Source organism: Methylobacterium segetis, from assembly GCF_004348265.1.
Classification (GTDB): Bacteria; Pseudomonadota; Alphaproteobacteria; order Rhizobiales; family Beijerinckiaceae; genus Methylobacterium; species Methylobacterium segetis.
Genome location: NZ_SMNT01000019.1, coordinates 1 through 26,659 on the forward strand (window position 1 = coordinate 1; position 26,659 = coordinate 26,659).

At 72.2% G+C, this 26,659-nt stretch carries 25 protein-coding genes; 16 read left to right on the forward strand and 9 right to left on the reverse strand.

The genetic code is table 11. From position 1 onward, the window contains the following. Positions 1 to 950: EAL domain-containing protein (locus E1J50_RS06970; RefSeq protein ID WP_132251819.1), on the forward strand; the 950-nt coding region annotated here is incomplete at its 5' end. Positions 951 to 1,019: 69 nt separating this feature from the next. Continuing rightward, entirely contained in the window at positions 1,020 to 1,943 is a 924-nt protein-coding gene (locus tag E1J50_RS06975) for a TIGR01459 family HAD-type hydrolase (RefSeq protein ID WP_132251821.1), read from the forward strand. A 5-nt stretch (positions 1,944 to 1,948) separates the two neighbouring features. On the opposite strand, the gene E1J50_RS06980 is transcribed toward E1J50_RS06975, so the two are convergent. Then, on the reverse strand, positions 1,949 to 2,482 hold the full coding sequence (locus E1J50_RS06980) for a protein phosphatase CheZ (protein ID WP_132251823.1): 534 nt from the start codon (positions 2,480 to 2,482) through the stop codon (positions 1,949 to 1,951). A 90-nt stretch (positions 2,483 to 2,572) separates the two neighbouring features. Further along, positions 2,573 to 2,956, reverse strand: coding sequence for a response regulator (locus E1J50_RS06985; RefSeq protein ID WP_109889715.1), 384 nt, complete (start codon positions 2,954 to 2,956; stop codon positions 2,573 to 2,575). Positions 2,957 to 3,217: 261 nt separating this feature from the next. Here E1J50_RS06985 and E1J50_RS06990 point away from each other — a divergent pair, with 261 nt between their 5' ends. After that, positions 3,218 to 4,213, forward strand: a complete 996-nt coding sequence (locus E1J50_RS06990; protein WP_132251825.1) for a bifunctional riboflavin kinase/FAD synthetase — start codon at positions 3,218 to 3,220, stop codon at positions 4,211 to 4,213. Positions 4,214 to 4,312: 99 nt separating this feature from the next. On the opposite strand, the gene E1J50_RS06995 is transcribed toward E1J50_RS06990, so the two are convergent. The 3 genes from E1J50_RS06995 to E1J50_RS07005 all read right to left on the reverse strand — a co-directional run bounded on the left by E1J50_RS06995 (position 4,313) and on the right by E1J50_RS07005 (position 7,028). Continuing rightward, positions 4,313 to 5,086 carry an anti-sigma factor family protein gene (locus E1J50_RS06995; RefSeq protein WP_132251827.1) on the reverse strand — a complete coding sequence of 258 codons (774 nt, stop codon included), beginning with the start codon at positions 5,084 to 5,086 and terminating at the stop codon, positions 4,313 to 4,315. 81 nt (positions 5,087 to 5,167) lie between these two features. Beyond that, a complete protein-coding gene (locus E1J50_RS07000) occupies positions 5,168 to 5,794 on the reverse strand; it encodes a sigma-70 family RNA polymerase sigma factor (protein WP_132251830.1) in 627 nt (208 codons plus the stop codon). A 73-nt stretch (positions 5,795 to 5,867) separates the two neighbouring features. Beyond that, positions 5,868 to 7,028, reverse strand: coding sequence for a patatin-like phospholipase family protein (locus E1J50_RS07005; RefSeq protein ID WP_245516462.1), 1,161 nt, complete (start codon positions 7,026 to 7,028; stop codon positions 5,868 to 5,870). Positions 7,029 to 7,486: 458 nt separating this feature from the next. On the opposite strand from E1J50_RS07005, the gene ispG reads away from it, so the two are divergent. The 6 genes from ispG to E1J50_RS28320 all read left to right on the forward strand — a co-directional run bounded on the left by ispG (position 7,487) and on the right by E1J50_RS28320 (position 15,196). Then, on the forward strand, positions 7,487 to 8,797 hold the full coding sequence (gene ispG, locus E1J50_RS07010; RefSeq protein ID WP_132251834.1) for a flavodoxin-dependent (E)-4-hydroxy-3-methylbut-2-enyl-diphosphate synthase: 1,311 nt from the start codon (positions 7,487 to 7,489) through the stop codon (positions 8,795 to 8,797). Positions 8,798 to 9,021: 224 nt separating this feature from the next. Then, positions 9,022 to 11,046 carry a potassium transporter Kup gene (locus tag E1J50_RS07015; protein WP_132251836.1) on the forward strand — a complete coding sequence of 675 codons (2,025 nt, stop codon included), beginning with the start codon at positions 9,022 to 9,024 and terminating at the stop codon, positions 11,044 to 11,046. 266 nt (positions 11,047 to 11,312) lie between these two features. Further along, the gene (locus tag E1J50_RS07020) at positions 11,313 to 11,798 is read left to right on the forward strand and encodes a (2Fe-2S)-binding protein (protein WP_132251838.1); all 486 of its coding nucleotides are present in this window, start codon (positions 11,313 to 11,315) and stop codon (positions 11,796 to 11,798) included. Further along, positions 11,795 to 14,137 carry a xanthine dehydrogenase family protein molybdopterin-binding subunit gene (locus tag E1J50_RS07025; protein ID WP_132251841.1) on the forward strand — a complete coding sequence of 781 codons (2,343 nt, stop codon included), beginning with the start codon at positions 11,795 to 11,797 and terminating at the stop codon, positions 14,135 to 14,137. Before E1J50_RS07020 ends, E1J50_RS07025 begins: the two co-directional genes overlap by 4 nt. Positions 14,138 to 14,353: 216 nt before the next feature. After that, entirely contained in the window at positions 14,354 to 14,746 is a 393-nt protein-coding gene (locus tag E1J50_RS07030) for a hypothetical protein (RefSeq protein ID WP_132251843.1), read from the forward strand. A 321-nt stretch (positions 14,747 to 15,067) separates the two neighbouring features. Then, entirely contained in the window at positions 15,068 to 15,196 is a 129-nt protein-coding gene (locus tag E1J50_RS28320; RefSeq protein ID WP_281024549.1) for a hypothetical protein, read from the forward strand. Between the two features lie 103 nt (positions 15,197 to 15,299). On the opposite strand, the gene E1J50_RS07035 is transcribed toward E1J50_RS28320, so the two are convergent. The 3 genes from E1J50_RS07035 to E1J50_RS07045 all read right to left on the reverse strand — a co-directional run bounded on the left by E1J50_RS07035 (position 15,300) and on the right by E1J50_RS07045 (position 18,294). Continuing rightward, positions 15,300 to 15,521 carry a hypothetical protein gene (locus E1J50_RS07035; RefSeq protein ID WP_109889730.1) on the reverse strand — a complete coding sequence of 74 codons (222 nt, stop codon included), beginning with the start codon at positions 15,519 to 15,521 and terminating at the stop codon, positions 15,300 to 15,302. A 288-nt stretch (positions 15,522 to 15,809) separates the two neighbouring features. Next, positions 15,810 to 16,526, reverse strand: coding sequence for an SIR2 family NAD-dependent protein deacylase (locus E1J50_RS07040; protein ID WP_132251845.1), 717 nt, complete (start codon positions 16,524 to 16,526; stop codon positions 15,810 to 15,812). Positions 16,527 to 16,548: 22 nt separating this feature from the next. Next, a complete protein-coding gene (locus E1J50_RS07045) occupies positions 16,549 to 18,294 on the reverse strand; it encodes an ATP-binding response regulator (protein ID WP_132251848.1) in 1,746 nt (581 codons plus the stop codon). 505 nt (positions 18,295 to 18,799) lie between these two features. Here E1J50_RS07045 and E1J50_RS07050 point away from each other — a divergent pair. The 6 genes from E1J50_RS07050 to E1J50_RS07075 all read left to right on the forward strand — a co-directional run bounded on the left by E1J50_RS07050 (position 18,800) and on the right by E1J50_RS07075 (position 24,936). Next, complete coding sequence (locus tag E1J50_RS07050; RefSeq protein ID WP_132251850.1) at positions 18,800 to 19,528, forward strand: response regulator; 729 nt, start codon at positions 18,800 to 18,802, stop codon at positions 19,526 to 19,528. Positions 19,529 to 19,562: 34 nt separating this feature from the next. Then, on the forward strand, positions 19,563 to 20,045 hold the full coding sequence (locus E1J50_RS07055) for a hypothetical protein (RefSeq protein WP_132251852.1): 483 nt from the start codon (positions 19,563 to 19,565) through the stop codon (positions 20,043 to 20,045). Between the two features lie 422 nt (positions 20,046 to 20,467). Beyond that, entirely contained in the window at positions 20,468 to 22,207 is a 1,740-nt protein-coding gene (gene ggt / locus E1J50_RS07060) for a gamma-glutamyltransferase (protein WP_132251854.1), read from the forward strand. Between the two features lie 71 nt (positions 22,208 to 22,278). Then, on the forward strand, positions 22,279 to 23,067 hold the full coding sequence (locus E1J50_RS07065) for a lysophospholipid acyltransferase family protein (RefSeq protein WP_132251856.1): 789 nt from the start codon (positions 22,279 to 22,281) through the stop codon (positions 23,065 to 23,067). A 146-nt stretch (positions 23,068 to 23,213) separates the two neighbouring features. Further along, positions 23,214 to 23,660, forward strand: a complete 447-nt coding sequence (locus E1J50_RS07070) for a hypothetical protein (RefSeq protein WP_132251859.1) — start codon at positions 23,214 to 23,216, stop codon at positions 23,658 to 23,660. A gap of 160 nt (positions 23,661 to 23,820) precedes the next feature. Beyond that, on the forward strand, positions 23,821 to 24,936 hold the full coding sequence (locus E1J50_RS07075) for a DUF2125 domain-containing protein (RefSeq protein ID WP_132251862.1): 1,116 nt from the start codon (positions 23,821 to 23,823) through the stop codon (positions 24,934 to 24,936). Positions 24,937 to 24,940: 4 nt separating this feature from the next. Here the strand turns inward: E1J50_RS07075 and E1J50_RS07080 are convergent, their stop codons facing one another. Then, a complete protein-coding gene (locus E1J50_RS07080) occupies positions 24,941 to 25,405 on the reverse strand; it encodes a molybdenum cofactor biosynthesis protein MoaE (RefSeq protein ID WP_132251865.1) in 465 nt (154 codons plus the stop codon). A 232-nt stretch (positions 25,406 to 25,637) separates the two neighbouring features. On the opposite strand from E1J50_RS07080, the gene E1J50_RS07085 reads away from it, so the two are divergent. Further along, positions 25,638 to 26,657 (forward strand): gamma carbonic anhydrase family protein, encoded by a 1,020-nt coding sequence (locus E1J50_RS07085; protein WP_132251867.1) that lies wholly within the window; start codon positions 25,638 to 25,640, stop codon positions 26,655 to 26,657. Positions 26,658 to 26,659 lie beyond the last annotated feature (2 nt).

Consider the following 26,659-nt stretch of genomic DNA (forward strand, 5'->3'; position numbering starts at 1 on the left):
CCGAGCCGGCGCGGCCGGCCGCCTTCGCGCCGCGGCCGATCCCGCCCCTGCCGCGATCGTCCGGGGCCGACATCGTCCCGGGCCCGGCCGGCGCAAGGCCGGAGCGGGGCGCCCGCGACGAGGCCGTCGTGGCGGCCTTCGACCGCGAGGGCCTGGAGGTGCACCTGCAGCCCGTGGTGGTGCTGCCGCAGCGCAAGGTCGTCTCCTACGAGGCGCTGGCACGGCTGCGGGTCGAGGGCGAGGTCCTGGCGCCGGAGGCGTTCCTGCCGGTGCTGGAGCGCTACGGCCGCACCACCGACCTCGACCGGCGCATGCTGCAGCGGGTCGCCACCATCGCCCGCCATCTCGCGGGGCGCGGCAGCGAGGCGGCGGTGGCCTACGGGCTCTCGCCGCTCTCCCTCTACGAGCCCGGCTTCCTGCGCTCGCTGGCCCGCCTCGTCGCCGCCGAGCCCGGCCTCGCGGGGCGGATCGTGATGGCGCTGCCGCAGGCGAGCTGGCGCAACCTCGACGCCGAGCAGGCGGCGGCGCTTGCCGCCCTCCGCGGCCGCATCGGCTTCATCCTCGACCGCCCGACGGACCTGCGCTTCGACGCCCTCTCGCTCGCCGAGCGCGGCGTCGGGCAGGTCAAGGTGCCGGCCGACCTGCTGCTCCGGCAGGCGGCGGGCCGCGGCCCCCTCTCCGACATCGCGGTGGAGGATCTCGTCGCGGCGCTCGCCCGGGCCGGCATCCGCCTCGTCGCCTGCGCCGTCGAGCACGAGGGCGACGTGCCCGACCTGATCGACCTCGACGTGCCCTTCGCGCAGGGAAGCGTCTTCGCCGCGCCCCGCGCCGTCCGGGCGGAGGTTCTGACCGCGCCCCCCGCGCCGCCCCCGCCTCAGCCCCCGGCCGACGACCCCGAGCCGCCGCCGCAGCGGCGGCCGTTCCGCGACTTCCTGCGCCGGGCGAGCTGAGGGCGGGCGTTGCAATCGGCGGGCGTGCCGCCTAACCGGGCCTGGACCAGAGCCATCCCGGGACGCTTCATGACAGCCTCATCCGCCGCGGCGGTTCCAGCCCAGGGCCGGGCCGCCGTCCCGGTCCTCGCCGGCATCGCGGACATCGCGCCGCGCTACGACCTCCTCCTGTGCGACGTCTGGGGCGTGCTGCACGACGGCACGGTCGGCCATCGCGCGGCGGGCGAGGCCCTGATCCGCTTCCGCCGCCTCGACCCCGAGGGCCGGCCGCGCCGGGTGATCCTCGTCTCGAACGCGCCGCGGCCCTGGCCGGGCGTGCAGCGGATCCTCGACGGCTACGGCGTGCCGCGGGAGGCCTACGACGCCATCCTCACCTCCGGCGACCTCACGCGGGACCTGATCGCGCGGCGCGCGGGGGCGGCCATCTACCATCTCGGGCCGGAGCGCGACGGGCCGATCTTCGAGGGGCTCGACCTCGATCTCGTCCCCGCCGAGGCGGCCGACCTCGTCGTCTGCACGGGCCTGTTCGACGACACGCGCGAGACGGCCGACGATTACCGCGCCGCACTCGCGGCCTTCCGCGCCCGCGCGGTGCCGATGATCTGCGCCAATCCCGATCTCGTGGTGGAGCGCGACAGGAAGCTCATCCCCTGCGCCGGGCTGATCGCGGCGGCCTACGCCGAGATCGGAGGCGAGGTCGTCTACGCGGGCAAGCCCTACCGGCCGGTCTACGAGGCGGCGCTGGAGAAGGCGGCGGCCCTCGACGGCGCCGGCCCGCCGGACAGGGCCCGGGTGCTGGCCATCGGCGACGCGCTCCGCACGGATATCGCGGGGGCCGCCGCGTTCGGCATCCCGAGCCTGCTCGTGGCCCGCGGCATCCATGCGGAGGAGCTCGGCGTGCTCGGCGAGCACGAACGGCTCGGCGATGCGGCCGACTGGCTCGCCCGCCAGAGCGTGCACCCCGACGCGCTGATCGAGCGGCTCGTCTGGTAGGCGCCTCAGGCGAACAGGGCGTCGATGTCGTCCTGGGAGGTGGCCGGCCCGCCGATCTGCGGCCCGTTGAGGAGGAGGCGCTCGGCCCGGCCCCGGCGATCGGCCTCGCTCGGATCGACGCCCGATTCGTCCCGCGCCTTCACGGCGTTCGCGAAGCGGGCGAGCCGCAATTCGAGCTGGCGCAGGGCCTCGACCACCTTCGAGATGCGCTGGCCGGTGATGTCCTGGAAGGCGCAGGCCTCGAAGATCTCGTAGATCTTCGCCTCGACGTTGACCCGGTAATCGGCGTCCTCGGGCAGGGACAGCATCTCCTCGGCGGAGGCCATGATCCGGTTGGTGGCGCCGGCCGTCGCCTCGAGCACGTTGCCGAGCTCCTCGTGCGCCATCGGGATGCGGTCGCGGGTGATCTCGTTGGCCCGCAGCGCCGCGATCTCCTGGCGCAGATGGCTGATATACTCCGCGATCTCCACGAGCTCGTGGATCACCGCCGGCGAGGGCCGCTCGGGAGCCGAATCCCGCGTCTTGCGTGCGAATAGCATCCGCGCTCACTCCACAGGGCGGCGCCGAACGGGCGCCGCCGGTACGCGTGCCGGCCCCTCCGCCCGGGGGGCCGTGATCGACAGGACGCCTCAGGCGCCGCAGACCGCCTCGATCTTGCTCTTGAGCGTGGCGGCGTTGAACGGCTTGACGATGTAGTTGTTCACGCCGGCCTTCTTGGCGGCGATCACGTTCTCGGTCTTCGACTCGGCGGTGACCATGATGAAGGGCGTGGTGCGCAGCGACTCGTCGGCGCGCACGTGGCGCAGCAGCTCGTAGCCCGTCATCGGCTCCATGTTCCAGTCGGAGATGACGAGGCCGTATTTGCGGCTCTTCAGCCGGGCCAGCGCCGCGGTCCCGTCGGAGGCGTCGTCCACCTCCTCGAAGCCGAGCTGCTTCAGGAGGTTGCGGATGATGCGGACCATCGTCTGGTAGTCGTCGACGACCAGGATCGGCATGCTGAGATCGAGGGCCATGGGGGTTCTTCGCTCCGTATTCCCGGGGGACGGTGCGGCGTCCCCTGCATATTGAGGGAAGCGCCCAGCGACGCGGCGCCTCGTAGTCGCGAAATTACCGGAGACCCGCTTGCGAAGCGGTTAACTGCGCGCGCATCCGTACGCGCCCCACCCGCGGGGCCCGTGCCCCTCGCTTGACCCCCCGTGCGGTTTTCGACAGGGTCCGCCCGGCCTCCTCCCCCAGAGCCCGGCCCACCCGCCCCGCAACGCCCCATGAGTCCGATGTCGTCCGCCGACGAGACACCCGCGCGGCCCTTCACGGTCTGCCGCGAGGACGAGCCGCTGCCGCCGCAGCTGCGCGGCGCCGTGGCGGCGATCGGCAATTTCGACGGGGTGCATCGCGGCCACCGGAGCCTCGTGGAGGCCGTGCGCGCGGGCGCGCGCGCCGACGGGCGCCCGGCCGTCGTCCTCACCTTCGAGCCGCATCCGCGGGCCTATTTCGCGCCGCACCTCCCCCTGTTCCGCCTGACCGACCCCGGCGCCAAGGAGATCGTGTTCCGGCGCCTCGGCCTCGACGGGCTCGTCGTGCGCCGCTTCGATGCGGGCCTTGCCGGCACGGGCGCACGCGACTTCGTGCGGGGCCTGCTCGTGGAGGATCTCGGGCTCTCGGGCGTGGTGATCGGGCATGATTTCCATTTCGGCCGGGGGCGCGAGGGAACGCCGACGCTGCTCGCCGGGCTCTGCCGGGATTACGGCCTGTCCTGCCGCATCCTTCCGGCGGTCTCGCTGGTCGACGAGGCGGAGCCGGTCTCCTCCAGCGCCATCCGCGCGGCGCTCTCCGGCGGCGACATCGCCCGGGCGAACGCGCTCCTCGGCTACCGCTGGTTCGTGCGGGGCGAGGTCCGCCACGGCGACAAGCGCGGGCGGGTCCTCGGCTACCCCACCGCCAACATCGCACTCGACGATTGCGGCCTCGCCCACGGCATCTACGCGGTGCGGGCGCGGCTGCCGGACGGGCGGGTCCGCGCGGGCGTGGCGAGCTACGGCCGCCGCCCCACCTTCGACGACGGGGCGCCGCTCCTCGAGGTCAACCTGTTCGATTTCGCGGACGACCTCTACGGGCAGGCGCTCGAGGTCGAGTTCCTCGCCTTCATCCGCGGCGAGGAGCGCTTCGCGAGCGCCGAGGCGCTGGTCGCCCGCATGGATGTCGACGCGGCCGAGGCCCGCGCCCTCGTCGCGACGGACCGGACGTCCTCGATGATCGAGGGCGGGCGGTAGGTCCGCCGCTCACCTCTCCCACCCGGGAGGCCGCCCTCGGCGGGCCGACCCGGACGGGTCTCGGAGAGGCCGATCGCCCCACTTAGAGCTTCTCCCGGCTCAGAGCTTCTCCCGGCCCATCTCGCCCGCGAGGTCGGCGGCCGCCTGCCGCAGGTCGGTCGCGTCGCGGGTGCCGCTGAGGGCGTAGGTGGAGCCGCCCGCCGTCCAGTAGGCGGTGGTGCCGTCGCTGGAGCGGACAACCTCCTTCTCGCGGGCGCCCGACTTGCGGTGCGTGGCGAACAGCGAGACCTCTCCGAGGGCGCCCGCGTCGATCGCGACCTCGACGCCCGCGCCGCGATGGGCGGGGAAGACCTGCACGTCCCGCACCGTCCATCCGGCGGGCAGGTCCGGCAGGCGGATGCCCGTCGCCGCCTCGATGTCGGCCCGGTCGTAGGCCGGCGTCGGCCGCTGCGAGGCCATGCGGGCGCGCAGCTGCGCCGTCTGGCGGGCCTGCGCCGCGTCCTCCACGAAGGTCGGATCGATCGGGGAGGCGAAGGTATCGGGCACGCCGAACCCGCCGACCTCGGCATGGGCGAGCCAGCCGGCCCCGACCAGGATGGCGATGGCCGCCGCGCGCCGCAGGCGGGCGCCGACGGAGCGCCAGCGGAGCGAGCGGTCGAGGCGGCGGGCGGCAGCCCGGTTGCGCTCGGGGCCGGGGCCGGGCAGCCGGGCGAAGGCGGCGCGCAGGGCGTCGCTGTCGTGCATCTCGGCCATCACGCGGGCCGCCACCTCGGGGTGGCGCGCGAGATGGGCCTCGACCTCCAGGCGCCTCATGACGTCGAGCTCGCCGTCCACGAAGGCGATGAGATCGGAATCGGTAATCGGGTCGACCATGGCGGCAGGTCCTCATGCCCTGTCCGGGCGCATCTTGAACGATCGCGAGACCGGCCGATGCGGCGGCCGGTGCGGGTGGCCTCAGGTTTCCCCGACGGCCCGGCTCTCGTAGCCGAGGGGCGGGGCTCCCCGGATCTCCGGCTGGCCGCTCGACGGCACGAGGCGCAGATGCGGCCGCTCCGAGCCTCCCCCTTCGCGCTCGGGCGGTTTGCGGGCGGGCCGGCCCTCCTCGAAGGCCCGCAGCGCCGCGCGTCCGCGGCCGAGCCGCGACATCAGGGTCCCGATGGGGATGCCGAGCACGGCCGCGGCATCGGCGTAGGCCATGCCCTCGATCGTCACGAGATGCAGGGCCGCGCGCTGCTCCTCGGGCAGGGTCAGGAAGGCCTCGCGGATCTGGGCGAGGCGCACCTGCCCTTCCTGGGCGGGCAGCGCCACCTCGTCGCTCATCTGCACCAGCACGTCGGCGTGGCGCGCCTCGACGCGCTTGCGACGCTGGTCGTCGATGAAGACGTTGTGCAGCACCGTCATCATCCAGGTGCGCAGGTTGGTGCTCGGCCGCAGGGTCGCCTGAGCCTCCAGGGCGCGCACGAGGGTGTCGTGCACGAGATCGTCGGCCCTCAGCGTGTCGCGGGTGAGCGAGCGCGCGTAGCGCCTCAGGGGCACCAGCAACTCGACGATATCGGGACGCTTCGACTTGTCGGATGTCATACCGGTTCAGACGGGTGCCGAGGCACCTTTAATCCCCGCCCGCGCCCGTCGCGGACGGGGTTTGTGCTTGAGACTACTGGTAGGCGGCGTGGAGATCGAGGGTGCATTCGTGGCCGACCCGCTCGAAATGCTCCGCGAGCCACGCCTGCGCGGCCGCGCGACCCCGGTCGCGCAGGCGCTCGAACACCCGCCAGCGCGCGTCGAGGCGCGAGGAGGCCGGGTAATCCTCGAGGGCGTCGGTGCCGTCGATCCGGTGGACCCGCACCCGCTCGTAGGCGCCCTGGCCGAGGACGCCCTCGTCGATCAGGTTGTCCACGAAGTCGATCGCGCGCAGCTCCCGCATCAGGTTGGCGTTGAACGTGATCTCGTTCAGCCGGTCCTGGATCTCGGCCTCGGTGCGGGGCGTCTCGCGCCGCTCGACGGGGTTGATCTGGACGAGGAGGATGTCCCGCGTGCGCGCCCCGCGATGCAGGGGATAGAGGGGTGGGTTCCCGAGATAGCCCCCGTCCCAGTAGGGCACGCCGTCGATCTCGACCGCCTGGAACACGGTGGGCAGGCAGGCCGAGGCCATCAGGTGGTCGACCGTGAGCCGCTCGCGCTCGAACACGGCGAGCTTGCCGGTCCAGACATTGGTGGCCGAGACGTAGACGCCCGCCGTCTCGGCCTCCCGCAGCCGCTCGAAATCGACCTGCTTGGCCAGAGCCTTGCGCAGCGGGTTCACGTTGAGGGGGTTGGCGACGTAGGGGCTCGGCATCAGCGCCTTCGTCCAGAACTCGGCGACCGGGTTGCCCTGCCACAGGCCGAGCAGCCCGCTGACGACGCGGCGCTGGGCCGGCCAGAGGTCGCCGTCGAGGCTGACCTCCCGCCAGAACCGCTCCAGCGCCTCGCGCGCCCCCTTGGGGCCGCCCGAGAGCCAGCCGTCGATCATCACGACCGCGTTCATGGCGCCCGCGCTCGCCCCCGTGACCGCCTCGAAGCCGAGGCGGCCATCCTCGATCAGCGCATCGAGCACGCCCCAGGTGAAGGCGCCGTGCGCGCCGCCGCCCTGAAGGGCGAGGGCGACGGTCTTCTCCGCCCGCGCACCGGCCAGGACGTGCATCGGCGGGCGCGCCTCGGACCGCGCCTCGATCCCGTCCTCGGACTGCACGGGCTCGGGCACGGCGGTGGCCGGGTTGTGCGGCTCCGGCCCGTGCGGGTTCGCCGCGGGCGGGGCTGGTCTCTCGGTGCGGCTCATGGGATCCGTCATGCCTCTCAACATGGTATGTTGCGCTGCAACAGCAACGGCCAGGCCAAACGGCCGGCCGACGCCTCCGTTCCGCGAATCGGCGCACGGGGCCGGGGCAGCCGATGAGGCGAAAGGGCCGCAAGCCCGGCCGCCCGCAGGGGCGGGGCGCCGGAATCGGGGAGAACGGCCCTCCGCCTCGACATTCGCGCCCGGATGCGACATGACACGCGCGATGCTGCCATGCGCGGCCTCGGCTTGACGCTGCGGGCCGGCAATCTCAGCTAAACCAACGCGCGCGTATCCTGCGCATCTCTTGAGTTGATCCTGGCGGCGCGCCGGCTCCGAACGAGCGGGCCCGGGCCGCCGGGGGCGGCGAAACCCGGAGACGGGCGGGGCGGGAGCCCTGCGGCCCGGGCCACGCGCGCCCCGAAGGATCGCAGACGAGATCCTGCAGACAAGGTCCATCGATGGAACTCACCACAGCCGCAGCCGCTCCCGAGACCCTCGGCGGAACCGGCCCCGAGATCGCAGGGCCGGCCCCCCGGCACCGCACGGTCGGCGTGCGCGTCGGCACGGGGGAGGGCGCGGTCACCGTCGGCGGCGGCGCTCCCGTCGTCGTCCAGTCCATGACGAACACCGACACGGCCGACATCGACGGCACCGTGGCGCAGGTCGCCCAGCTCGCCCGGGTCGGCTCGGAACTCGTCCGCATCACCGTCGACCGCGACGAGGCGGCCGCCGCCGTTCCGAAGATCCGCGAGCGCCTCGACCGCATCGGCGTGCACGTGCCCCTCGTCGGCGACTTCCACTACATCGGCCACAAGCTCCTCTCCGACCACCCGGCCTGCGCCGAGGCGCTCGCCAAGTACCGGATCAACCCGGGCAATGTCGGCTTCAAGGAGAAGAAGGACACGCAGTTCTCGACGATCATCGAGCAGGCGATCCGGTACGGGAAGACCGTGCGCATCGGCGCCAACTGGGGCTCGCTCGACGGCGAGCTCCTCACGCACCTGATGGACGAGAACGCGAAATCCCCGAGGCCCATCGACGCCCGCGCCGTGATGCGCGAGGCGATGGTGCAATCGGCCCTCTCCTCGGCCAAGCGCGCCGAGGATCTCGGCCTGCCGAAGGACCGCATCATCCTCTCGGCCAAGGTCTCGGCCGTGCAGGATCTGATCGCGGTCTACCGCGAGGTCGCCCGCCGCTCGGACTACGCGATCCACCTCGGCCTGACCGAGGCCGGCATGGGCTCGAAGGGCATCGTCGCGGCCTCGGCCGCCATCGGCGTGCTGCTCCAGGAGGGCATCGGCGACACGATCCGCTACTCGCTCACCCCCGAGCCCGGCGGCGACCGCACGCTGGAGGTCAAGACGAGCCAGGAACTCCTGCAGACGATGGGCTTCCGCACCTTCGTGCCCCTGGTCGCCGCCTGCCCGGGCTGCGGGCGCACCACCTCGACGACCTTCCAGGAGCTCGCCCGCGACATCCAGAACTGGATCACCACCTCGATGCCGGAATGGAAGAAGACCTATCCGGGCGTGGAAGGGCTGAACGTCGCGGTGATGGGCTGCATCGTGAACGGCCCGGGCGAGTCGAAGCATGCCGATATCGGCATCTCGCTGCCCGGCACGGGCGAGACCCCGAGCGCGCCGGTCTTCATCGACGGCAAGAAGGCGATGACGCTGCGCGGCGCCACCCTCGCCAAGGACTTCGAGACCATCGTCATCGACTACATCGAGCGCCGCTTCGGCCAGGGCGCCCGCAGCGCCGCCGAGTGAGGCTCGCCCGCTGATCCCGAGGCCGGGCCGATGGCCCGGCCGGGGCTTGCCGAAAGGTCGCTGTTTCCGCCGCTCCGGCCGCGTGCTAAGCGTGCCGGCACGATCCCCTTGAGCGGCCCGGCGAGCGCCGGGCGCGCGTGCCCCGGACGGCATCGCGTCCCCATGGCGTCCTCGATGCGCCGCGTCGCGAGCCTTCGGGCGGCCCTCACCCTAGATCGCCCTTCATGACGCACTCCGCCACACCGAGCGTCCCCGCCGCTCAAGCCGCCGCGGGCGCTTCCGGTACGGCCTCCGCCGCAGGCGCTTCCGGCACGGCCTCCGGAGCTCCCGCGCCCGGCGAGGGCGGAGGCACCCCGCCGACCTCGGCGGGGGTCCTGGACGGGCCCGAGGAGGGGCACGCCCCTGCGAGCTTCTGGACCCTCGTCGTCGGCTCGGTCGGCGTCGTCTACGGCGACATCGGCACGAGCCCGCTCTACGCCTTCCGCGAGGCGCTGGCGCCGGCGCGCGCCGACAACATCCTGCTCGCCGAGGAGGTGCTCGGCACCGCCTCGCTGATCCTGTGGGCGCTGCTGCTCATCGTCACCATCAAGTACGTCGCCATCCTCCTCCGGATGGACAACAACGGCGAGGGCGGCATCCTCTCGCTGATGGCGCTCGCCCGGAAGTCGCTCGGCGGCTCGCGCCTCGTCTTCACCCTCGGGCTCCTCGGCGCCTCGCTGTTCTACGGCGATGCCGTGATCACGCCCGCCATCTCCGTGCTCTCGGCGGTGGAGGGCTTGAAGCTCGTCACCCCCGCCTTCGAGAACTCCGTGCTGCCGATCACGGTCGGCATCATCGTCGCCCTCTTCCTCGTGCAGAGCCGGGGCACCAGCAAGGTCGCGGCCTTCTTCGGGCCGATCATGGTCGTGTGGTTCCTGGCCCTGGCGCTCGCGGCCCTGCCGCACATCCTGGCCAATCCCGGCGTGTTCTGGGCCTTCCACCCCTGGTATGCGGTGCATTACCTGCTCGGCCACGGCTCGGGCGCGCTGGTGGCGCTCGGCGCCGTCTTCCTCGCGGTGACGGGCGCGGAGGCGCTCTTCGCCGATCTCGGCCATTTCGGGCGCCGCCCGATCCAGGTGGCGTGGCTCGGCCTCGTCGCGCCCTGCCTCGTCCTCAACTACCTCGGACAGACCGCGCTGGTGCTCGCCAAGCCCGACACGACGGACCCGTTCTACCAGCTCGTGCCCGAATGGGGCCTGATCCCGATGGTGGTTCTGGCGACGCTCGCCACCGTCACGGCGAGCCAGGCGGTGATCACGGGCGCCTTCTCGCTCTCGCGGCAGGCGATCCAGCTCGGCCTGCTGCCGCGGCTCGAGATCCGCCATACCTCCGAATCCCATTCGGGCCAGATCTACCTGCCGCAGATCAACCTGCTCCTGATGATCGGCGTCGTGGTGCTGGCGGTGCTGTTCCGCTCCTCCTCGGCGCTGGCCTCGGCCTACGGCATCGCCGTGACGGGCACGATGCTGCTCACCGCCTCGCTCTCCTTCATCGTGCTCTGGCGCTACTGGCGCTGGTCGCCGATCGCGGCCGCGGCGGCGATCATGCCCTTCATCGTGGTCGAGTTCCTGTTCATGCTCTCGAACCTCCTGAAGGTGTTCGAGGGGGGCTACGTGCCGCTGCTCGTGGCGGGCTGCCTCATCGTGCTGATGTGGACCTGGGTGCGGGGCGTCACCATCCTGTTCAACAAGACCCGCAAGACCGACGTGCCGCTGGTCGAGCTCGTCGGGATGCTGGAGAAGAGCCCGCCCCACCACGTGCGGGGCACGGCCGTGTTCCTCACGAGCGACCCCGAGATCGCGCCCGCGGCCCTCCTGCACAACCTCAAGCACAACAAGGTCCTGCACGAGAAGAACGTCATCCTGACGGTCGAGACGGTCGACACCCCCCGCTCGAACCAGGCGGACAAGGTGCGCATCGAGCCGATCGGGCCGCATTTCTCGAAGGTCGTGATGAAGTTCGGCTACATGGAGCAGCCGAACATCCCCAAGACCCTGACGCTCCTGCGCAAGCAGGGCTTCAAGTTCGACATCATGGCGACGTCGTTCTTTCTGTCCCGCCGCTCGATCCGGCCGGCGGCGCATTCCGGCATGCCGCTCTGGCAGGACCGCATCTTCATCACGCTCGCCAAGAACGCCAACGACGCGACGGACTTCTTCCAGATCCCGACCGGACGCGTCGTCGAGGTCGGCACGCAGGTCACGGTCTGAACCGGGCCGCGCCCTGTGCGAAAGGGCACATACCATGCGCTCCGCGCAGGGTTCGCGGGCCGGGAGGCGATGCACCCGTGTTGCCGCGCGGCGGACAGCTGGCTTAGATTGAATTCATTCTGAAGACGGCGCGGACCGGGGGCGGTCGCGATTCCGGTCTCCCGTTCGGGAGGCCAGATCGCGGGCACCCTGGCACCGCTTGCGCTGCCTGGGGCACCCGCTGTGCCCCGGGGCCGGCCCCCGTGCCTCACGACAGGACGATGCTGATGATCAAATTCACCGTGAACGGGGCTGAGCGCAGCTTCGACGGCGATCCCGACATGCCCCTGCTCTGGTACCTGCGGGACGAGCTGGGCCTCACCGGCACCAAGTTCGGCTGCGGTCAGGCCCTCTGCGGCGCCTGCACCGTCCATCTCGGCGGCACGGCCGTGCGCGGCTGCGTGACCCCCGTCTCGGCGGCCGAGGGCCAGACGGTCACGACGATCGAGGGGCTCTCGCCGGACGGCAACCACCCGGTCCAGGCCGCGTGGCGCGACCTCAACGTCTCCCAGTGCGGCTATTGCCAGCCCGGGCAGATCATGCAGGCGGCCTCCCTCCTCAAGGACACGCCGAAGCCGACCGACGCCCAGATCGACGAGGCGATGAGCGGCAATCTCTGCCGCTGCGGCACCTATCCGCGCATCCGCGCCGCCATCCACCAGGCCGCCGGCCAGCCCAAATCCGCCCCCGGAACCAAGGGAGAGCGCCTGTGATCCACGACGCCAAGCTGATGGCCGAACTCGCGGCCGAGACCCCGAAGGCCGCCGTGCCGGCCGTGCTCGCCAATGTCAGCCGCCGGGCGGTGCTGGGCGGCCTGGGCGCCTTCGCGCTCGCCCTCTCGCTGCGTGACCGCGCGCAGGCCGAGGAGAAGAAGGACGAGCCCAAGAAGTTCGGCGCCGACGGCATGCCGAACGGCTGGAAGGACGATCCGAAGGTCTTCGTCGCCATCGCGCCCGACGGCACGGTGACCGTGACGAACCACCGCTCGGAGATGGGCCAGGGCGTGCGCACCTCGATCGCCCTCGTGGTGGCCGACGAGCTCGAGGCCGACTGGTCGAAGGTCAAGGTCGTCCAGGCCTGGGGCGAGGAGACCCGCTTCGGCAACCAGGATACCGACGGCTCGCGGAGCCTGCGCCACTTCTTCCAGCATTTCCGCCATGTCGGCGCCGCCGCCCGCCTGATGCTGCGCGAGGCTGCCGCCAAGCAATGGGGCGTGCCGGTCTCCGAGGTGAGCGCCGAGAACCACGTCGTCGTCCACGCCAAGTCGAAGCGCCAGATGGGCTACGGCGAGGCCGCGGCGGCCGCCGCCGCGCTTCCCGTCCCCGCCCGCGAGAGCGTGGCGCTGAAGGACCCGAAGGCCTTCCGCTACATCGGCAAGGGCGAGATCGGCCTCATCGACAACCGCGACATCACGACCGGCAAGGCGATCTACGGCCTCGACACCCGCCTCGACGGGATGCTCTACGCCCTCGTCGCCCGGCCGCCCGTCTACGGCGGCAAGGTCGCGAGCCTCGACGATTCGGAGGCCAAGAAGGTCCCCGGCGTCGTGAAGATCTTCCAGATCGAAGGGGCGCCCATCCCCTCCGAGTTCATGCCGCTCGGCGGCGTCGCGGTGGTGGCCAAGAACACCTGGGCGGCGTTGAAGGCCCGCGACGCCCTCAAGATCACCTGGGACGACGGCCCGAACGCGGGCTACGACACGGACGCGTTCCGGGGCGAGCTGGAGAAGGCGGCCCGCGCGCCCGGCAAGGTCGTGCGCAACCAGGGCGACGTGGACGGCGCCATGGCCAAGGCCAAGAAGCGGATCACGGCCGAGTACTTCGTGCCCCACCTCGTCCAGGCGCCGATGGAGCCCCCGGCCGCGGTGGCCTTCGTGAAGGACGGGGCCTGCGAGGCCTGGGCCTGCACGCAGGGGCCGCAGGCCGCCCATGACCGCCTCGTCAAGGCGCTCAAGCTCCCGGCCGACAAGGTCAAGGTGAACGTGACGCTGCTCGGCGGCGGCTTCGGCCGCAAGTCGAAGCCCGACTACGTGGTCGAGGCCGCGCTCTGCTCGCAGGCCGTCGGCGGCGTGCCGGTCAAGCTGACCTGGACCCGCGAGGACGACATCCACCACGGCTACTACCACACGATCTCGGTGGAGCACGTGGAGGCCGGCCTCGACGAGAAGGGCATGCCGGTGGCCTGGCTCCACCGCTCGACGGCGCCGACGATCGGCTCGATCTTCGCGCCGGACCCGAAGCACGAGCTCCCCTTCGAGCTCGGCATGGGCCTCGTCAACACACCCTTCAACCTGCCCAACATCCGGCTGGAGAACCCGGAGGCCCCCGCGCATGTGCGCATCGGCTGGTTCCGCTCGGTCTCGAACATCCCGCACGCCTTCGCGATCCAGTCCTTCGTGGCCGAACTCGCGCACGAGGCGGGCCGCGACCCGAAGGAGTACCTGCTCGAGCTGATCGGACCCGACCGGAAGATCGACCCGACCGACATCGGCGACGTCTGGAACTACGGCGAGGATCCGAAGCGCTACCCGATCGAGACGGGGCGCCTGCGCCGCGCCATCGAGGCGGCGGCGGGCGGCATCGGCTGGGGCCGGAAGATGGAGAAGGGCCGCGGCCTCGGCATCGCGGGCCATTACAGCTTCGTCACCTACACCGCGGTCGCGGCCGAGGTGGAGGTGAGCGACAAGGGCCAGGTCTCGGTCAAGCGCGTCCACATCGCGGTCGATTGCGGGCCGCAGGTGAACCCGGAGCGGGTGCGCTCGCAGATGGAGGGCGCGGTGGTGATGGGGATGGGCCTCGCACTCACCTCCGAGATCACCTTCAAGCAGGGCCGTGCGCAGCAGAACAACTTCGACGGCTACGAGATCGTCCGGATCGACGCCGCTCCGGAGGTTCACGTCCACCTGCTGCCGAACCCGGATTACCGGGCGCCGCTCGGCGGCGTCGGCGAGCCGGGCGTCCCGCCCGTCGCGCCGGCCATCGCCAACGCGGTCTTCGCGGCCACGGGCCGGCGCATCCGCGAGCTGCCGATCCGCGACAAGCTCAGCGCCTGAGCGCTCCGCAGGTCTCCGGGGTGACGCCCGGGACCTGCGGGCCTTCCGTCCGCGCACCCGCGTCGTTCCGAGGGGCCGACGCGGAGGCTCGGTGCCTCCCGCAGGGATCGGGAGCCGCGCCTGAAGCGGTCCTCCCGCGACCGGCACCCGCGGCAAGCCTCGCGCTGTAAGCCTCGGCCTGCACGGATGCCGCCAGCAATCGAGGATCTTCCGCCCATGATGCGTCTCGTCCGGCCGTTCGCCGCCTGCCTCTCCGTCGCCGTGGCGACGCTGCCCGGAGCGGCCTACGCCTCGCCCTGCTCGGACCAGATCGCGGCCCTCGACAAGCGTGTGAAGGACGAGGCCCGCGACGCCATCTCCGCCTCGACGAGCGGAAAGTCCGTCGCCGCCGCCCGCGAGGGCCAGGGCGCCGAACCCGGCCGGGCCGGCCAGCCCGCCGTGGCCGAGGCCCCGCCCGAGAAATCGGCCGAGGCCGGGAAGGGCGCCGACACGGCGCAGCAGGCCAAGGTCGCCCTCGACGAGGCCCGGACCGCCGACAAGAAGGGGGATGCCAAGGGCTGCGAGGCGGCCCTCGCCCGGGCCAAGCAGCAGCTTTCGCAGAGCCCCTGACAGGTACCAGCCCGCGGCCCCGGTGGGGCGGAGCGCCCGTGCCGGACGCCCCGCCCGCTGCTCCGTGGGTTTCCCCTAGACCCGGGCCGCCGAACTGCCGCCGGCGCTTCCCGCGTTCCCGATCCGGCGGGAACGGCCCGGCCTACGCACGCGGCGCTCGAAAGGTTTCAGGCCGCCCCGAGCGGCGCTCCGCCCCTCATCGTTGCGCCCGCAACGCAATCTTTCGGCGGCGCGACGCAACAGGCGTGAAAGACGGCCCTGCTAGACCCTACCCCAACGAGAGCCGGCCGCGACGCGGGCTCCACCACGAGGGGACAGACCATGCGCGATCTCATCAAGCTCTTCGCCGCCGGCACCATCCTGACGGCCTACGCGCTCGTCGTGCCGAGCCTCGCCGATGCGGGGCTCGGGCCGCACCCTGCGGCGGCCCGGATCGTCCAGGTGTTCTGAACCCGGTCCGAATGCGCGTTGAAATTGCAATGTGGGGTGTGGCCGAGAAATCCGGATCGGCCCGTCCGAGATAGGGGCGGATCACTCCGCCCCGAAGTCGCGCTCAGGCGCTGGCGCGCAATGCGTGCTTGTTGCCGTTCAGGCCCGCACACAGATCATCGACTTCGGTCAAATCCAGAGCGTCGCCATTCTCACTCGCGATGGCATCGATGAGATGATCCTGCCGCGGATCGAAAGGATGACCCTGCATCCTATAGAATTGATAATAGCGTAGAGCCGCAAGAACGGTATCACGTTCGCGGGCAGTTACAGTTATGTTCTGCATGGGTCTATTATTCCCCTAAGGCTGCAACGAACGCTTGGACGAGGCCGCGCGACGACTCAACCAAGCTTGACTGTTGTAACCCTTCGGCAACCCGGGCGTCCATATCTTGACGCGCGCCCCCCTGGTGATTCGGGAGGCTCTCCCGTCGCGGCCGGACCCGCAGCGATCCGGTAAGTCGTTGGGCCGCGTTGCGTCCTGCAGTTGCAGGCGCGTCTCCGTACTGAGGGAGCGCAGGACCGGGCCGGATCGTAGCCCGGCAAACAGCCCCTGCCGAGCCCCCGACGCGCCTCAGCCGAGCCCGTATCCGGCGAAGAAGGCGGGCACGACCTCGCTCGCCGGGCCGTAGCACGTCTCGTCGAACAGGCCCGCGTTGTCGGAGGGCTCCAGGTTCAGTTCGCAGGTGCGGATGCCGAGCGTGCGCGCCTGCGCGGCGTAGCCCGCGGCCGGGTAGACGGAGCCGGAGGTGCCGATCGAGACGAAGAGATCGGCGCGCGTGAGGGCGGCGTCGATCGCCTCCAGGTGCATCGGCATCTCGCCGAACCAGACGATGTCGGGCCGCAGGGTGCCGGTGCGCGCGCAATGGGGGCAGGGCTGCGCGCGCAGGATGTCGTCGCGGCGGCCGAAAGCGTGGCCGCAACCCGTGCAGCGCGCCCTCAGAAGCTCGCCATGCATGTGCACGACCGCGCCCGCGCCGCCGCGCTCGTGCAGGTCGTCCACGTTCTGCGTGCAGAGAAACAGATGTCCGCCCGCCTCCGCCGCGCGCGCCTGGGCCCGGGCGAGGGCCCGGTGGGCCGGATTCGGCTCGGCCGCCAGCGCGTTGCGGCGGCGCCAATTGTAGAAGTCGAGCACCGTGTCGGGATCGGCCGCGAAGGCTTCGGGAGTGGCCAGCCGCATCGGATCGAAGCGCGCCCAGAGGCCGCCCCGGTCCCGGAAGGTGCCGAGCCCGCTCTCCGCCGAGATGCCGGCGCCGGTGAGGACGAAGATCCGCGGGACGGGGGAGGCCATGCCCGCGACTGTACGCGGCCCCTCAGATCAGTTCCACGGCCGCGTTGGGGAAGCGGATCGCGAAGGTGGCGCCCCGGCCCGGTCCCTCGCTCTCGGCCGTGGCCCGGCCCCCGTGCAATTCCGCGATGCGCTTCACGATCGAGAGGCCGAGGCCCGTCGAGCCCTCGCCCGCCGTGGGCTTCGCCGAGAGGCGCTGGAAGCGGCCGAACAGGCGCCCCGCATCCTCCGGCGACAGGCCGGGCCCGTGGTCGGAGACGGCGCAGACCGTCTCGTCCGCGTCCCGCCAGACCGCGACCCGGATCGCCCCGCCGGGGAAGCTGTACTTGATCGCGTTCGAGACGAGGTTGTCGATCGCCTCGCGCAGGCGCTCCGTGTCGCCGCAGAGCCAGGTCTCGCCCGGAAGTGCCGCCTCCAGGCCCTGGTCCTTGAGGTCGGCCAGGGGCCGGTTCGCCTCGCAGACCTCGCGGGCGAGGGCGGCGAGGTCCACGGGCTCCCGGCGCAGGGTGATGTCGAGGGCGTCGTTCATGGCATCCGCCATCAGGCTCTCGATCATGCCGGTCAGGCGCTTGGCCGAGCTGCGGATGTGGTCGGCCTGCGCCCGCATCTGCTCCACCGGCGGCGGGCTCATGCCGGTGAGGTCGTTGAGCATCTCGGCGCGGCCGAGGATGACCGCGAGCGGGTTCTTGAGATCATGCGCGATGGTGCCGAGGATCTCGGTCTTGAGGCCGTTCGCCCGGCGCAGGTCCGAGCGCTGCATGCCGAGGCGGCGGTTCGCCCGGATCAACTCGGCCGTGCGCTCGACCACGCGCTGCTCCAGCCCGACATTCGCGCGCTGCAATTGCTCGTAGAGGATCACGTTGTCGAAGGCGATGGATAGCCGGCTCGTGAACAGGTCGATCAAGGCCCGGTCCGTGTCTGAGAGCGAACGGTCGGCATCGATCAGGGCGACGATCTCGCTGCCGCTCGCGGTCTCGAGGTAGAGCGTCGAGCAGCGGGTCCCGAAGCTGTGGCGGCGCTCGGCGAAGGTGCGGGCGACGATCGGGTGCACGTCCGCGTCGAGGGGCCAGGCCGGCTCGCGGCCCATGTAGTGATGGTAGCAGCCGGAGCCGGCGAGCACGCAGAAGCGCTCGTCCGTCTCCCCGTTCTCGCGCAGCACCAGGATGCCGGCGCAATCGACGTTGAGGAGCGAGGCGACCTGGGTCAGCATCCCCTCCGCGAGGAGCTGCATCGACTTGTGGTCGAGGAGCATCGGGGCCGCGTCGATGATGATCTCCAGGCCCCGCCGGGTCTCGTGGAGGCGCTTGAGCTGCTGGTAGGCGCGCAGCGCCGCGGTGAGGCTCGTGAAGAGCTTGTCGGCGGTGAGCTCCGTCTTCGCCTTGTAGTCGTTGATGTCGTAATCGACGATGACGCGCCGCTCCGGCGCCTGCCCCGGCTGGCCGGTGCGCAGGATGATCCGCGCGGTCTCGTCCCGCAATTCCCGGCGGATGAAGTCGACGAGGACGAGGCCCGCGTCGTCCGTCTCCATCACCACGTCGAGGAGCACCACCGCGATGTCGCGGCGCGCCCGCAGGAGCGCGCGCGCCTCCTCGGCGGAATGGGCGGAGAGGATCTCGAGCCCCCGCCCGTCGAGCGTGTAGCCGGCGAGCGCGTAGCGCGTGCCCTCGTGCACCGCCGGGTCGTCGTCGACGACCGCGACGGCCCAGGTCCCGGCCCGCTCGGGCAGGGACGGCACCTCGTCCGGGATCAGGTGGAGGATATCGTCGTCCATCGTACCGTTCCGACCAAGCCGCAACCGCGGGTTTCACGTATCCGGCGCCGATGGGCCGCATTGTCCTCAAGCCGATCCGAGATGAAAGCCCTTTGTGGCCCCTGTGCGGTCGGCTCGGTGCGGGAGGGCACAAACAAAAGAGACCCCCCTCCGGCAAGCCTCATCAGTTGATCGGGCGTCTCGTCCAGCCATTCCGCCCTCATCAAGACTGTGGAATGACGCGTCGACGCCGTGGCATCGGACCCGCCTTCAGGCTTGATGGCTCCGGCCGGCCGACCTCGACAGGTTTCGGGCAGCTCTGACCGGAGCCGGGCGGCGGCGAAACCGGTCGTTGACAGAACGGGGCGTGCATCGCCAGAGGGGCTCGCATGATGCATGATGCAATCTTGCCGTGTAACGGCGCCGGGCATCCGCCGATGCCCGCCCCCTGGAAGCGAGACCCCTCGATCCGCGTGCCCGCGAGCGTGATGCGTCAGATTCCCAACGAGCCGGGACGGAGCGGCCGGTGAGCGCCAGCGCCGCTCACGTCGTCGTCGTCGACGACGAGGCCGAGGCCCGCGCGATGGTCGGCGACTACCTGCGCCTGCACGGGTTCGACGTGACCCTGTGCGACGGGGGACGCGCGCTGCGCGCGCACATCGCCGAACGCACGCCCGACCTCGTGGTCCTCGACCTCAACATGCCGGAGGAGGACGGGCTCTCGATCGTGCGCGATCTCAAGGCGCGGAGCGCGATCCCGATCATCATGCTCACCGCCACGGCGAGCCCGATCGACCGCGTCGTCGGCCTGGAACTCGGCGCCGACGATTACCTCCCCAAGCCCTGCGAATTGCGCGAGCTCGTGGCGCGGGTCCGCTCCGTGCTGCGGCGGGCGCAAGCGACCCCCCGTTCGGAGGCACCCGTGGCCGCACCCGAGGCCACGCGACGGATCCGTTTCGGCACGAAGTGGCTGGAGCCCGATTCCCTCCGCCTCAGCGACGATGCCGGCCTCGAGCAGCCCCTGACCCGCTCGGAATACGACCTCCTGAAGGCCTTCGCGGACCACCCGAAGCGGGCGCTCTCCCGCGAGCGGCTCCTCGACCTCGCCGACGCGCGCGATCCCGACGCCTTCGACCGGGCGATCGACGTGCGCATCAACCGCATCCGCAAGAAGATCGAGCCCGACCCGGCCAACCCCCGCTTCATCCGCACCGTGCGCGGCCTCGGCTACGTCTTCCGCCCCGAGGGCGATTGAGGAGGGGCGGTCCGAAACGCGCTATGACGGGGTCATGCGCGTCCTCGGCCGTCTCGTCCTCATGGCTCTCGGCCTCCTCCTGGCGATTCCCGCCGGCGCCGGGGCGCTGACCCTCCTGCTCGTCCTCGATCCGGCCGCCCAGGGCTGGCTCGCGGACGGCGCGCTGGCCGGGCTCGACGCGCTCCTGCCCGATCTCGCCGCGGGGCTTTCCCCCGAGACGCTGCCGATCGTGCTGGCCGGCCTCGCGCAGGCGCTGTTCGTGCTCCTCGTCGTGCCCCCTTGCCTCGTCGCCCTCGTCGGGGAGACGCTGCGGCTGCGCAGCCTCGTCTGGTACGGCGGCGCCTGCGGCCTGCTCACCGCCTCCCTGCCCTGGCTGGTGCGCGGCGCCCCGCGGCCGGGCGGCGCGGCGGGCCAGCTCGCGGCGGAGGGGCACCTCAGCGCGATCCTCTTCCTCGCGGGTGCCGCGGCGGGCCTCGTCTACTGGCTCGTGGCGGCCCGCGCCACGGATCCCCGATAGGTCCGGGGAGAGGGTCGCAAGGCCGTGACCCCGGCCCCCCGCGGCGACGGGGCCGCGCGAGGGGGCTCGGAGCCCGGCCGTCAGACAGAGGAGGGCGGCACCGACAGAAGACCGGGACCGGAGACCCGACGAAGCGTCGATCCCTGACGATCGCCCGTGCCCTCACCGCTGCGGCCTGCCTCGTGCCCCCTGCGGGAGGGACGCTGGCCGGCTCCGCCGCCCGGCCCGGCCAGACCGGGCTCGCCGCGCCGCTCGCCTGGATCTCGGCCAGGATTTCGGCGTCAGCGACCTGTGCGGCGGCTGCCTGCCGGCCGACACCCGCTTCCTGACGCAATCCGCCTCGCCCTCGCACCCTCGTCACCCGGCGCCAGGGGGAATAGCCCTTGCGGCCAGCGCGACGCTTGCGCCCTATCTGGAGCGCCATGACCCGCACCGGCTCCCTCGCTCTCGCCCTTCTCCTGTCGGTCTCGGCGCCCGCCGGCGCGCAGGGGCCGCCCGCGCCCGAGACCGCTCCGATCCAGGCGGACGACGCGCGGTTGCTGCCCGTCCTGGCGAGCCACGGCATGGTCTCCTCGCAGGAGGAACGGGCGAGCCGCGTCGGCGTCGAGATCCTTCGGCGGGGCGGCAACGCCGTCGACGCCGCGGTGGCGGTGGGCTTCGCGCTCGCCGTCACCCTGCCGCGGGCGGGCAATCTCGGCGGCGGCGGCTTCATGATGGTGCATCTCGCCGCCCGCAAAGAGACCGTGGCGATCGACTACCGGGAGACGGCGCCCGCCGCCGCCAGCGAGACCATGTTCCTCGGCCCCGACGGCGAGCCGGACCGGGCGGCCTCGACCCGCACCGGCAAGGCGGTCGGCGTGCCGGGGACGGTGCGGGGGCTTGCCGAGGCGCATCGCCTCTACGGCTCCGGCCGCCTCAGCCTCGCGGACCTGATCGCCCCGGCGGAAAGGCTCGCCCGGGAGGGCATCCCGGTCGAGGCGGGCCTCGCCGATTCGCTGCCCCGCGCCTCGGGCCTCCTCGGCCAATGGCCGTCGAGCCGGGCGATCTTCTTCTCGGGCGACCGGACGCTCCAGCGCGGCGAGACCCTCGTCCAGCGCGACCTCGCCGACACGCTCCGCGCCGTCGCGGAGGGCGGGCCGGACGCTTTCTACCGCGGGCCGGTCGCCGCCCGCATCGCCGCCGCCGTGCAGGGGGCGGGCGGCGTGATGACGGAGGCCGACCTCGCCGCCTACAAGCCCGAGACCCGCAGGCCCGTGCGCGGCACCTACCGGGGCTACGACATCGTCTCGATGCCGCCGCCGAGCTCGGGCGGGGTCCATCTCATCGAGATCCTCAACGTGCTGGAGGGTTTCGACCTGGCCGGGATGGGGGCGGGCAGCGCCGCCGCGATCCACACGCTGGCCGAGGCGATGAAGCCGGCCTACGCCGACCGCGCCACCTGGCTCGGCGATCCGTCCCGCACGCGGGTGCCGGTGAAGGGCCTCATCGCCAAGCCCTACGCCGACACGCTTCGCGCCGCGATCGACCCCGAGCGGGCGCGGCCCGCAGCCGCCGTGAAGGCCGGCGACCCGCTGCCCTTCGAGCATACCGAGACCACGCATTTCTCGGTGGTCGACGCGGAGGGCAACGCCGTCTCGAACACCTACACGCTCAATTTCTCCTACGGGATCGGGCTCGTCGCCGAGGGCACCGGGGTGATCCTCAACAACGAGATGGACGATTTCTCCGCCAAGACGGGGGCGCGCAACGCCTACGGCCTCGTCGGCGGCGCGGCGAACGCCGTGGCGCCCGGCGCCCGGCCGCTCTCCTCAATGACCCCGACCTTCGTCTTCAGGGACGGGCGCCTCCTCCTCGTCACCGGCAGTCCCGGAGGCAGCCGCATCATCACCACCGTCCTGCAGGTGATCGTGAACGTGCTCGATTTCCGCATGAACCTCGCCGAGGCCGTGGCGGCGCCGCGCATCCACCACCAATGGCAACCGGACGTGCTGCTCGCCGAGGAGGGGCTCTCCCCCGACACCCTGGCGATCCTGAGAAGCGGGGGCCACACGGTGAAGGTGGGGACGAGTTCCGGCTCGGCGAATTCGGTGATGCGGGTCGACGGGCTGCTCGCCGGCGCCTCGGACCCGCGCCAGCGCGGCACCCTGGCGGAAGGGTACTGACGGTTGGTGGTGGCGCGCAGGGCAGGCTAAAGGGAGCCCGCGCCGCTCCCGGCGCACGATTCCGGTCGCCCATGCTCGCCCTGCGCTCGCTCGCCTTCAACGTCTGCTTCTACCTCTTCACCACGCTGCTCGCGGTCGGTGGCCTGCCCACCCTCGTCTCGCAGCGGGCGGTCATCCGGCTCGCGCAGACCTGGGCGCGGGGGACGCTGTGGCTCCTGCGCGTGGTGGGGGGCTTGCGGGTGGAGTTCCGGGGCCTCGGCAACATCCCCGAGGGGCCCGTGCTGATCGCGGCCAAGCACCAATCCGCACTGGAGACGCTCGCCCTCGTCACGATGTTCGACGACTTCGCCTACATCCTGAAGCGCGAGCTGCTCTGGATCCCCCTGATCGGCTGGTACCTGTCCCGCAGCGGCATGGTGGCGATCGACCGCACCAAGGGCACCCGCGCCATGGCGCTGATGAACGAGGCGGCTCTGGGCGCGATCCGGCAGGGGCGCCAGCTCATCATCTTCCCCGAGGGCACCCGCCGCCCGCCCGGCGCGCCGCCGGCCTACAAGCTCGGCCTGACCCATCTCTACGTGGCGCTCGGCGTGCCCTGCCTGCCCGTCGCCCTCAATACGGGGCTCTACTGGCCGCGCCGCAGCCTCAAGCGCCGCCCCGGCACCGCCGTGATCGAGTTCCTGCCGCCGATCCCGCACGGGCTTGCCCGGGCGCCCTTCCTGGAGGTGGTGGAATCGCGCGTCGAGACCGCCTCGAACGCGCTCCTCGCGAGCGGCCGCGCCGACCTCGCCGCCGCCGGCCTGACCGTGCCGTCCGCGGAGACGCCGCCGAAGCCGGAGCGGAGCCGCAGCAGCGCCTGAGCCGCGCGGAAATCCCGTTCCCGAGGTGCGATATCACGCCTCGGGAGCCCCGGTTCCGCTTGTGGATAACCCTCCGAATACCCACCTTTCGGGTACGGTAGCGGCGTCCTTGACGCGGGCGAATCGAGCGGGATAGTGTAGAACAAATGGCGAACAAGAGAGCTTTGTCCTGGTCGGCCGCGCTCCGCGACCTCAAGGACGATCGGTCACGGAGACAGGACGTGCGCGAAGAGCGTCTGAGAACGACGGCGAGCCTGCGCGGTACCCCGGCGCTGGCGCTGAGCGCGTGGCGCGGCCGCTCCGGCAAGCGCTACGTGGTCGGCGTCCACGACCTGAGCGAGCCCGATCTCGAGGAGATGGGGGAGGCTGTGGTGATCGCGGTGCGCCGCGACGAGGCGGGCATCGCCGAACTCGTGGCCGTGGCCGCCGCCGGCGAGAGCCCGCGCGAGCGCCTGCACCGCAACTGGCTCGCCCGCGTGCGCACGAATGGCGCCAACGAGATGCACGTGCACCGGCTGGCCGGCAGCGCGGACGAGCGCAGCGCCATCGTCGACGACCTCAAGAGCGACGTGGGCGCGCCTGCCCGCGTCTGAGCGGCGGCCGCTTCGTCGGGGGATCGGGGGCGGCTGCCATGCTTTCGCCCCGTTGGACCGACCATGACGCTGCCTGAGGCCGCAGGGACGCCAACCGAGCCCTTGCGCGCCCGCCGCCGGGCCGCGTCGAGCCCGCGGACCTGTTCAGGGAGCGGACGAGATGGTGGGTGATCCGGAATCGCGGGCCGAGCACTCCGTCCGCGCGAAGCCCCGCTCGCGGATCGGCCTCTTCCTGCCCTTCGGCCTTCTCCTCGCCCTCGTCGTCCTCTGGTCCGCCGGCTGGGTCTTCATCCGGGACCGGGCCGCGAAGGAGATGGACGCCTGGATCGCCCGCGAGGCGGCAGCCGGCCGCGCCTGGACCTGCGCGGACCGCTCCATCAGCGGCTATCCGTTCCGGATCGAGCTGCGCTGCGCCTCCCTCAAGCTCGCCCGCTCCGACGGCGGCTTCACGCTCGGGCCGATCACCGCCCTCGTCCAGATCTACCAGCCCCGGCACGGGCTCCTGATGGCGCAGGGGCCCTTCCACGTCGACCAGGGCGACCTCACCGCCGACGTGACCTGGACCGCGCTGGAAGGCAGCTTCCACGGGGCATCGGACGGCTTCGTGCGCGCCTCCCTCGTCGTCGACGACCCGAAGGGCAGCGTGCGCGGCGCCGGGCCGGAGCCGATCGACTTCGCCACGAAGCACCTCGAGCTCCACGCCCGGCCGACGCCCGGCCGCTTCGAATCGGACGGCGCCGTCGACGTGAGCCTGCGCGCGGCGCAGGTGCTGCTGCCGGTGATCGACGCCTTCGTCGGCAGCGCGGCGCCGGCCGACCTCTCCCTCGACGCGACCGTGAACCGGGCCACGGTGCTGCGCACCGGCCCCGTCCCGCAGGAACTGGAAGCGTGGCGCCAAGCCGACGGCAGCCTCGACCTGACGATGCTGTCCTTCGCCAAGGGCGACCGCCGCCTCCAGGCCCGCGGCACCCTCGACATCGACGACGCGCATCGCCCGGCCGGTCAGCTCGACCTGCGGGCGGCGGGCCTCGAATCGATCGTCGGCCAGATCATGGGCCAGCGCATGGGCGCGGAGAAGGGCGCCCTGATCGGCAACCTCGTCGGGCAGCTCCTCGGCGGGATCCGGCGCAAGGATCGCGGACCGGATGCGCCGGCCGAGGGCGGGACGGCGGGAGACGCCGCGCTGAAGCCGCTGCCCCCGTTGCGGCTCGCGGACGGGCGGCTGATGCTCGGGCCCTTCCCGATCCCGAACGTGCAGCTGCCGGCCCTCTACTGAGGCCTCAGCCTTCCCAGCGCCCGGCGGCGAGATCGTCCGCCGCCGTCGCCTCGACCCAGCCGCCGACGCTGCCGTCCGTGAGATGCTCGCGCTTCCAGAACGGGGCGCGCGTCTTGAGGTAGTCCATCAGGTAGCTCGCGGCCTCGAAGGCAGCCGTGCGATGGGCCGAGGCCGTCAGCACGAGCACGATGCCGTCACCCGGCGCCACGCGGCCGTGCCGGTGCACGACGCGCACCCCGGCGAGCGGCCAGCGGGAGCGGGCCTCCTCGACGACGCGGGCGATCTCGGCCTCCGCCATGCCCGGATAATGTTCCAGTTCCAGGGCGGTCAGGCGCCCGCCCTCGTCGCGGCACAGGCCGGTGAAGGTCACGACCGCGCCGGCACGGCCCGCCGTCTCCGCGGACAGCCGGGCGATCTCGGCGGCGACGTCGAAGGGCTCGGCCTGGATGCTGACGGGGGACGTGGTCACGGCAACTCCCGATGCGGGGCGGGCGCCGCCGCGCTCGGGTGGCCACCCCGCGCGAACGGCGCTAAGAGCCTGTCGCAGAACTCGCCCCGCGATGCCAGGGCTCTCGGCCGGACGCGCCTTGGCCGGACGCGCTCGGGTCGGCGCGCGGAAACGCTCGACTCGGTGGCCGTGCGCGTGCGCCTATGGGCCTTGAGCGAGTCGCGGCCGGTTCGCGATCCGAAGGACGACCCGTGTGACGCCAGACCTGATCCTGCCCCATGACGGCGTGCTGCCGCAATTCGCCTCCCGCCCCGTCTGGTGCGGGCGGGGCAGCACGGTGATCGGCGCCGCGACCCTCGGCGCGCAGGCTTGGCTCGGGGACGACGCCGTGATCCGCGCCGACGGCCAAACCGTGACGCTGGGCGACCGCTTCTGGCTCGGCCACCGCTCGACCGTTCACATCGCCACCTTCACCCACGGCACCCGCGTCGGCGACCGGGTGACGGTCGGGCGCAACGCCGTGGTCCATGCCTGCGCGGTCGGGTCCGATGTGGTGATCGAGGACGACGTCGTCATCCTCGACGGCGCCACCGTCGAGGGCGGCGTGGTGATCGAGGCGGGCTCGACGGTGTTCCCCCGGGCGAACCTGCCCGCCGGCTTCGTCTATTCCGGCAGCCCCGCCAAGCCGCAACGCCCGATCACGCCCGAGGAGATCGCCGAGCGCGCCGAGCGCCTGCGCGAGGCCAGCGGCGACAGCGCCCCCGTGCCGCCGGCCGACGCGCCGGAGGTCGAGGAGAGCGTGTTCGTCGCCCGCACCGCGCGGCTGCGCGGCCGCATCGCTCTCGGCGCCGGCTCGACCGTGCTGTTCTCCTGCGAGTTGAGCGCGGAGGCCGGCCCGATCGTGGTGGGCGCCGACACCAACATCCAGGACAACAGCGTCCTGCGCAGCCGGGGCGAGGGCATCGTGATCGGGCGCGACACCACGATCGGCCACAACGTGCGCATGGCCGATTGCCGGATCGGCGCTCGCAGCCTCATCGGCATCGGCGCCGCCATCGCGCCGGGCACCGTCATCGCCGACGACGTGATGCTGGCGGCCGGCGCCACCACCGACCCGGGCCAGCTGCTGGAGGGCGGCCAGCTCTGGGGCGGGCGCCCGGCCCGCATCCTCGGGGCGCTCGACCCCGAGAAGCGCGCCATGATGAGCCGCATCGTCGAGGGTTATTGCGAGCACGGCCGCGCCTACCGGAAGCTTCAGGCGGAGGTCCCTTGAGG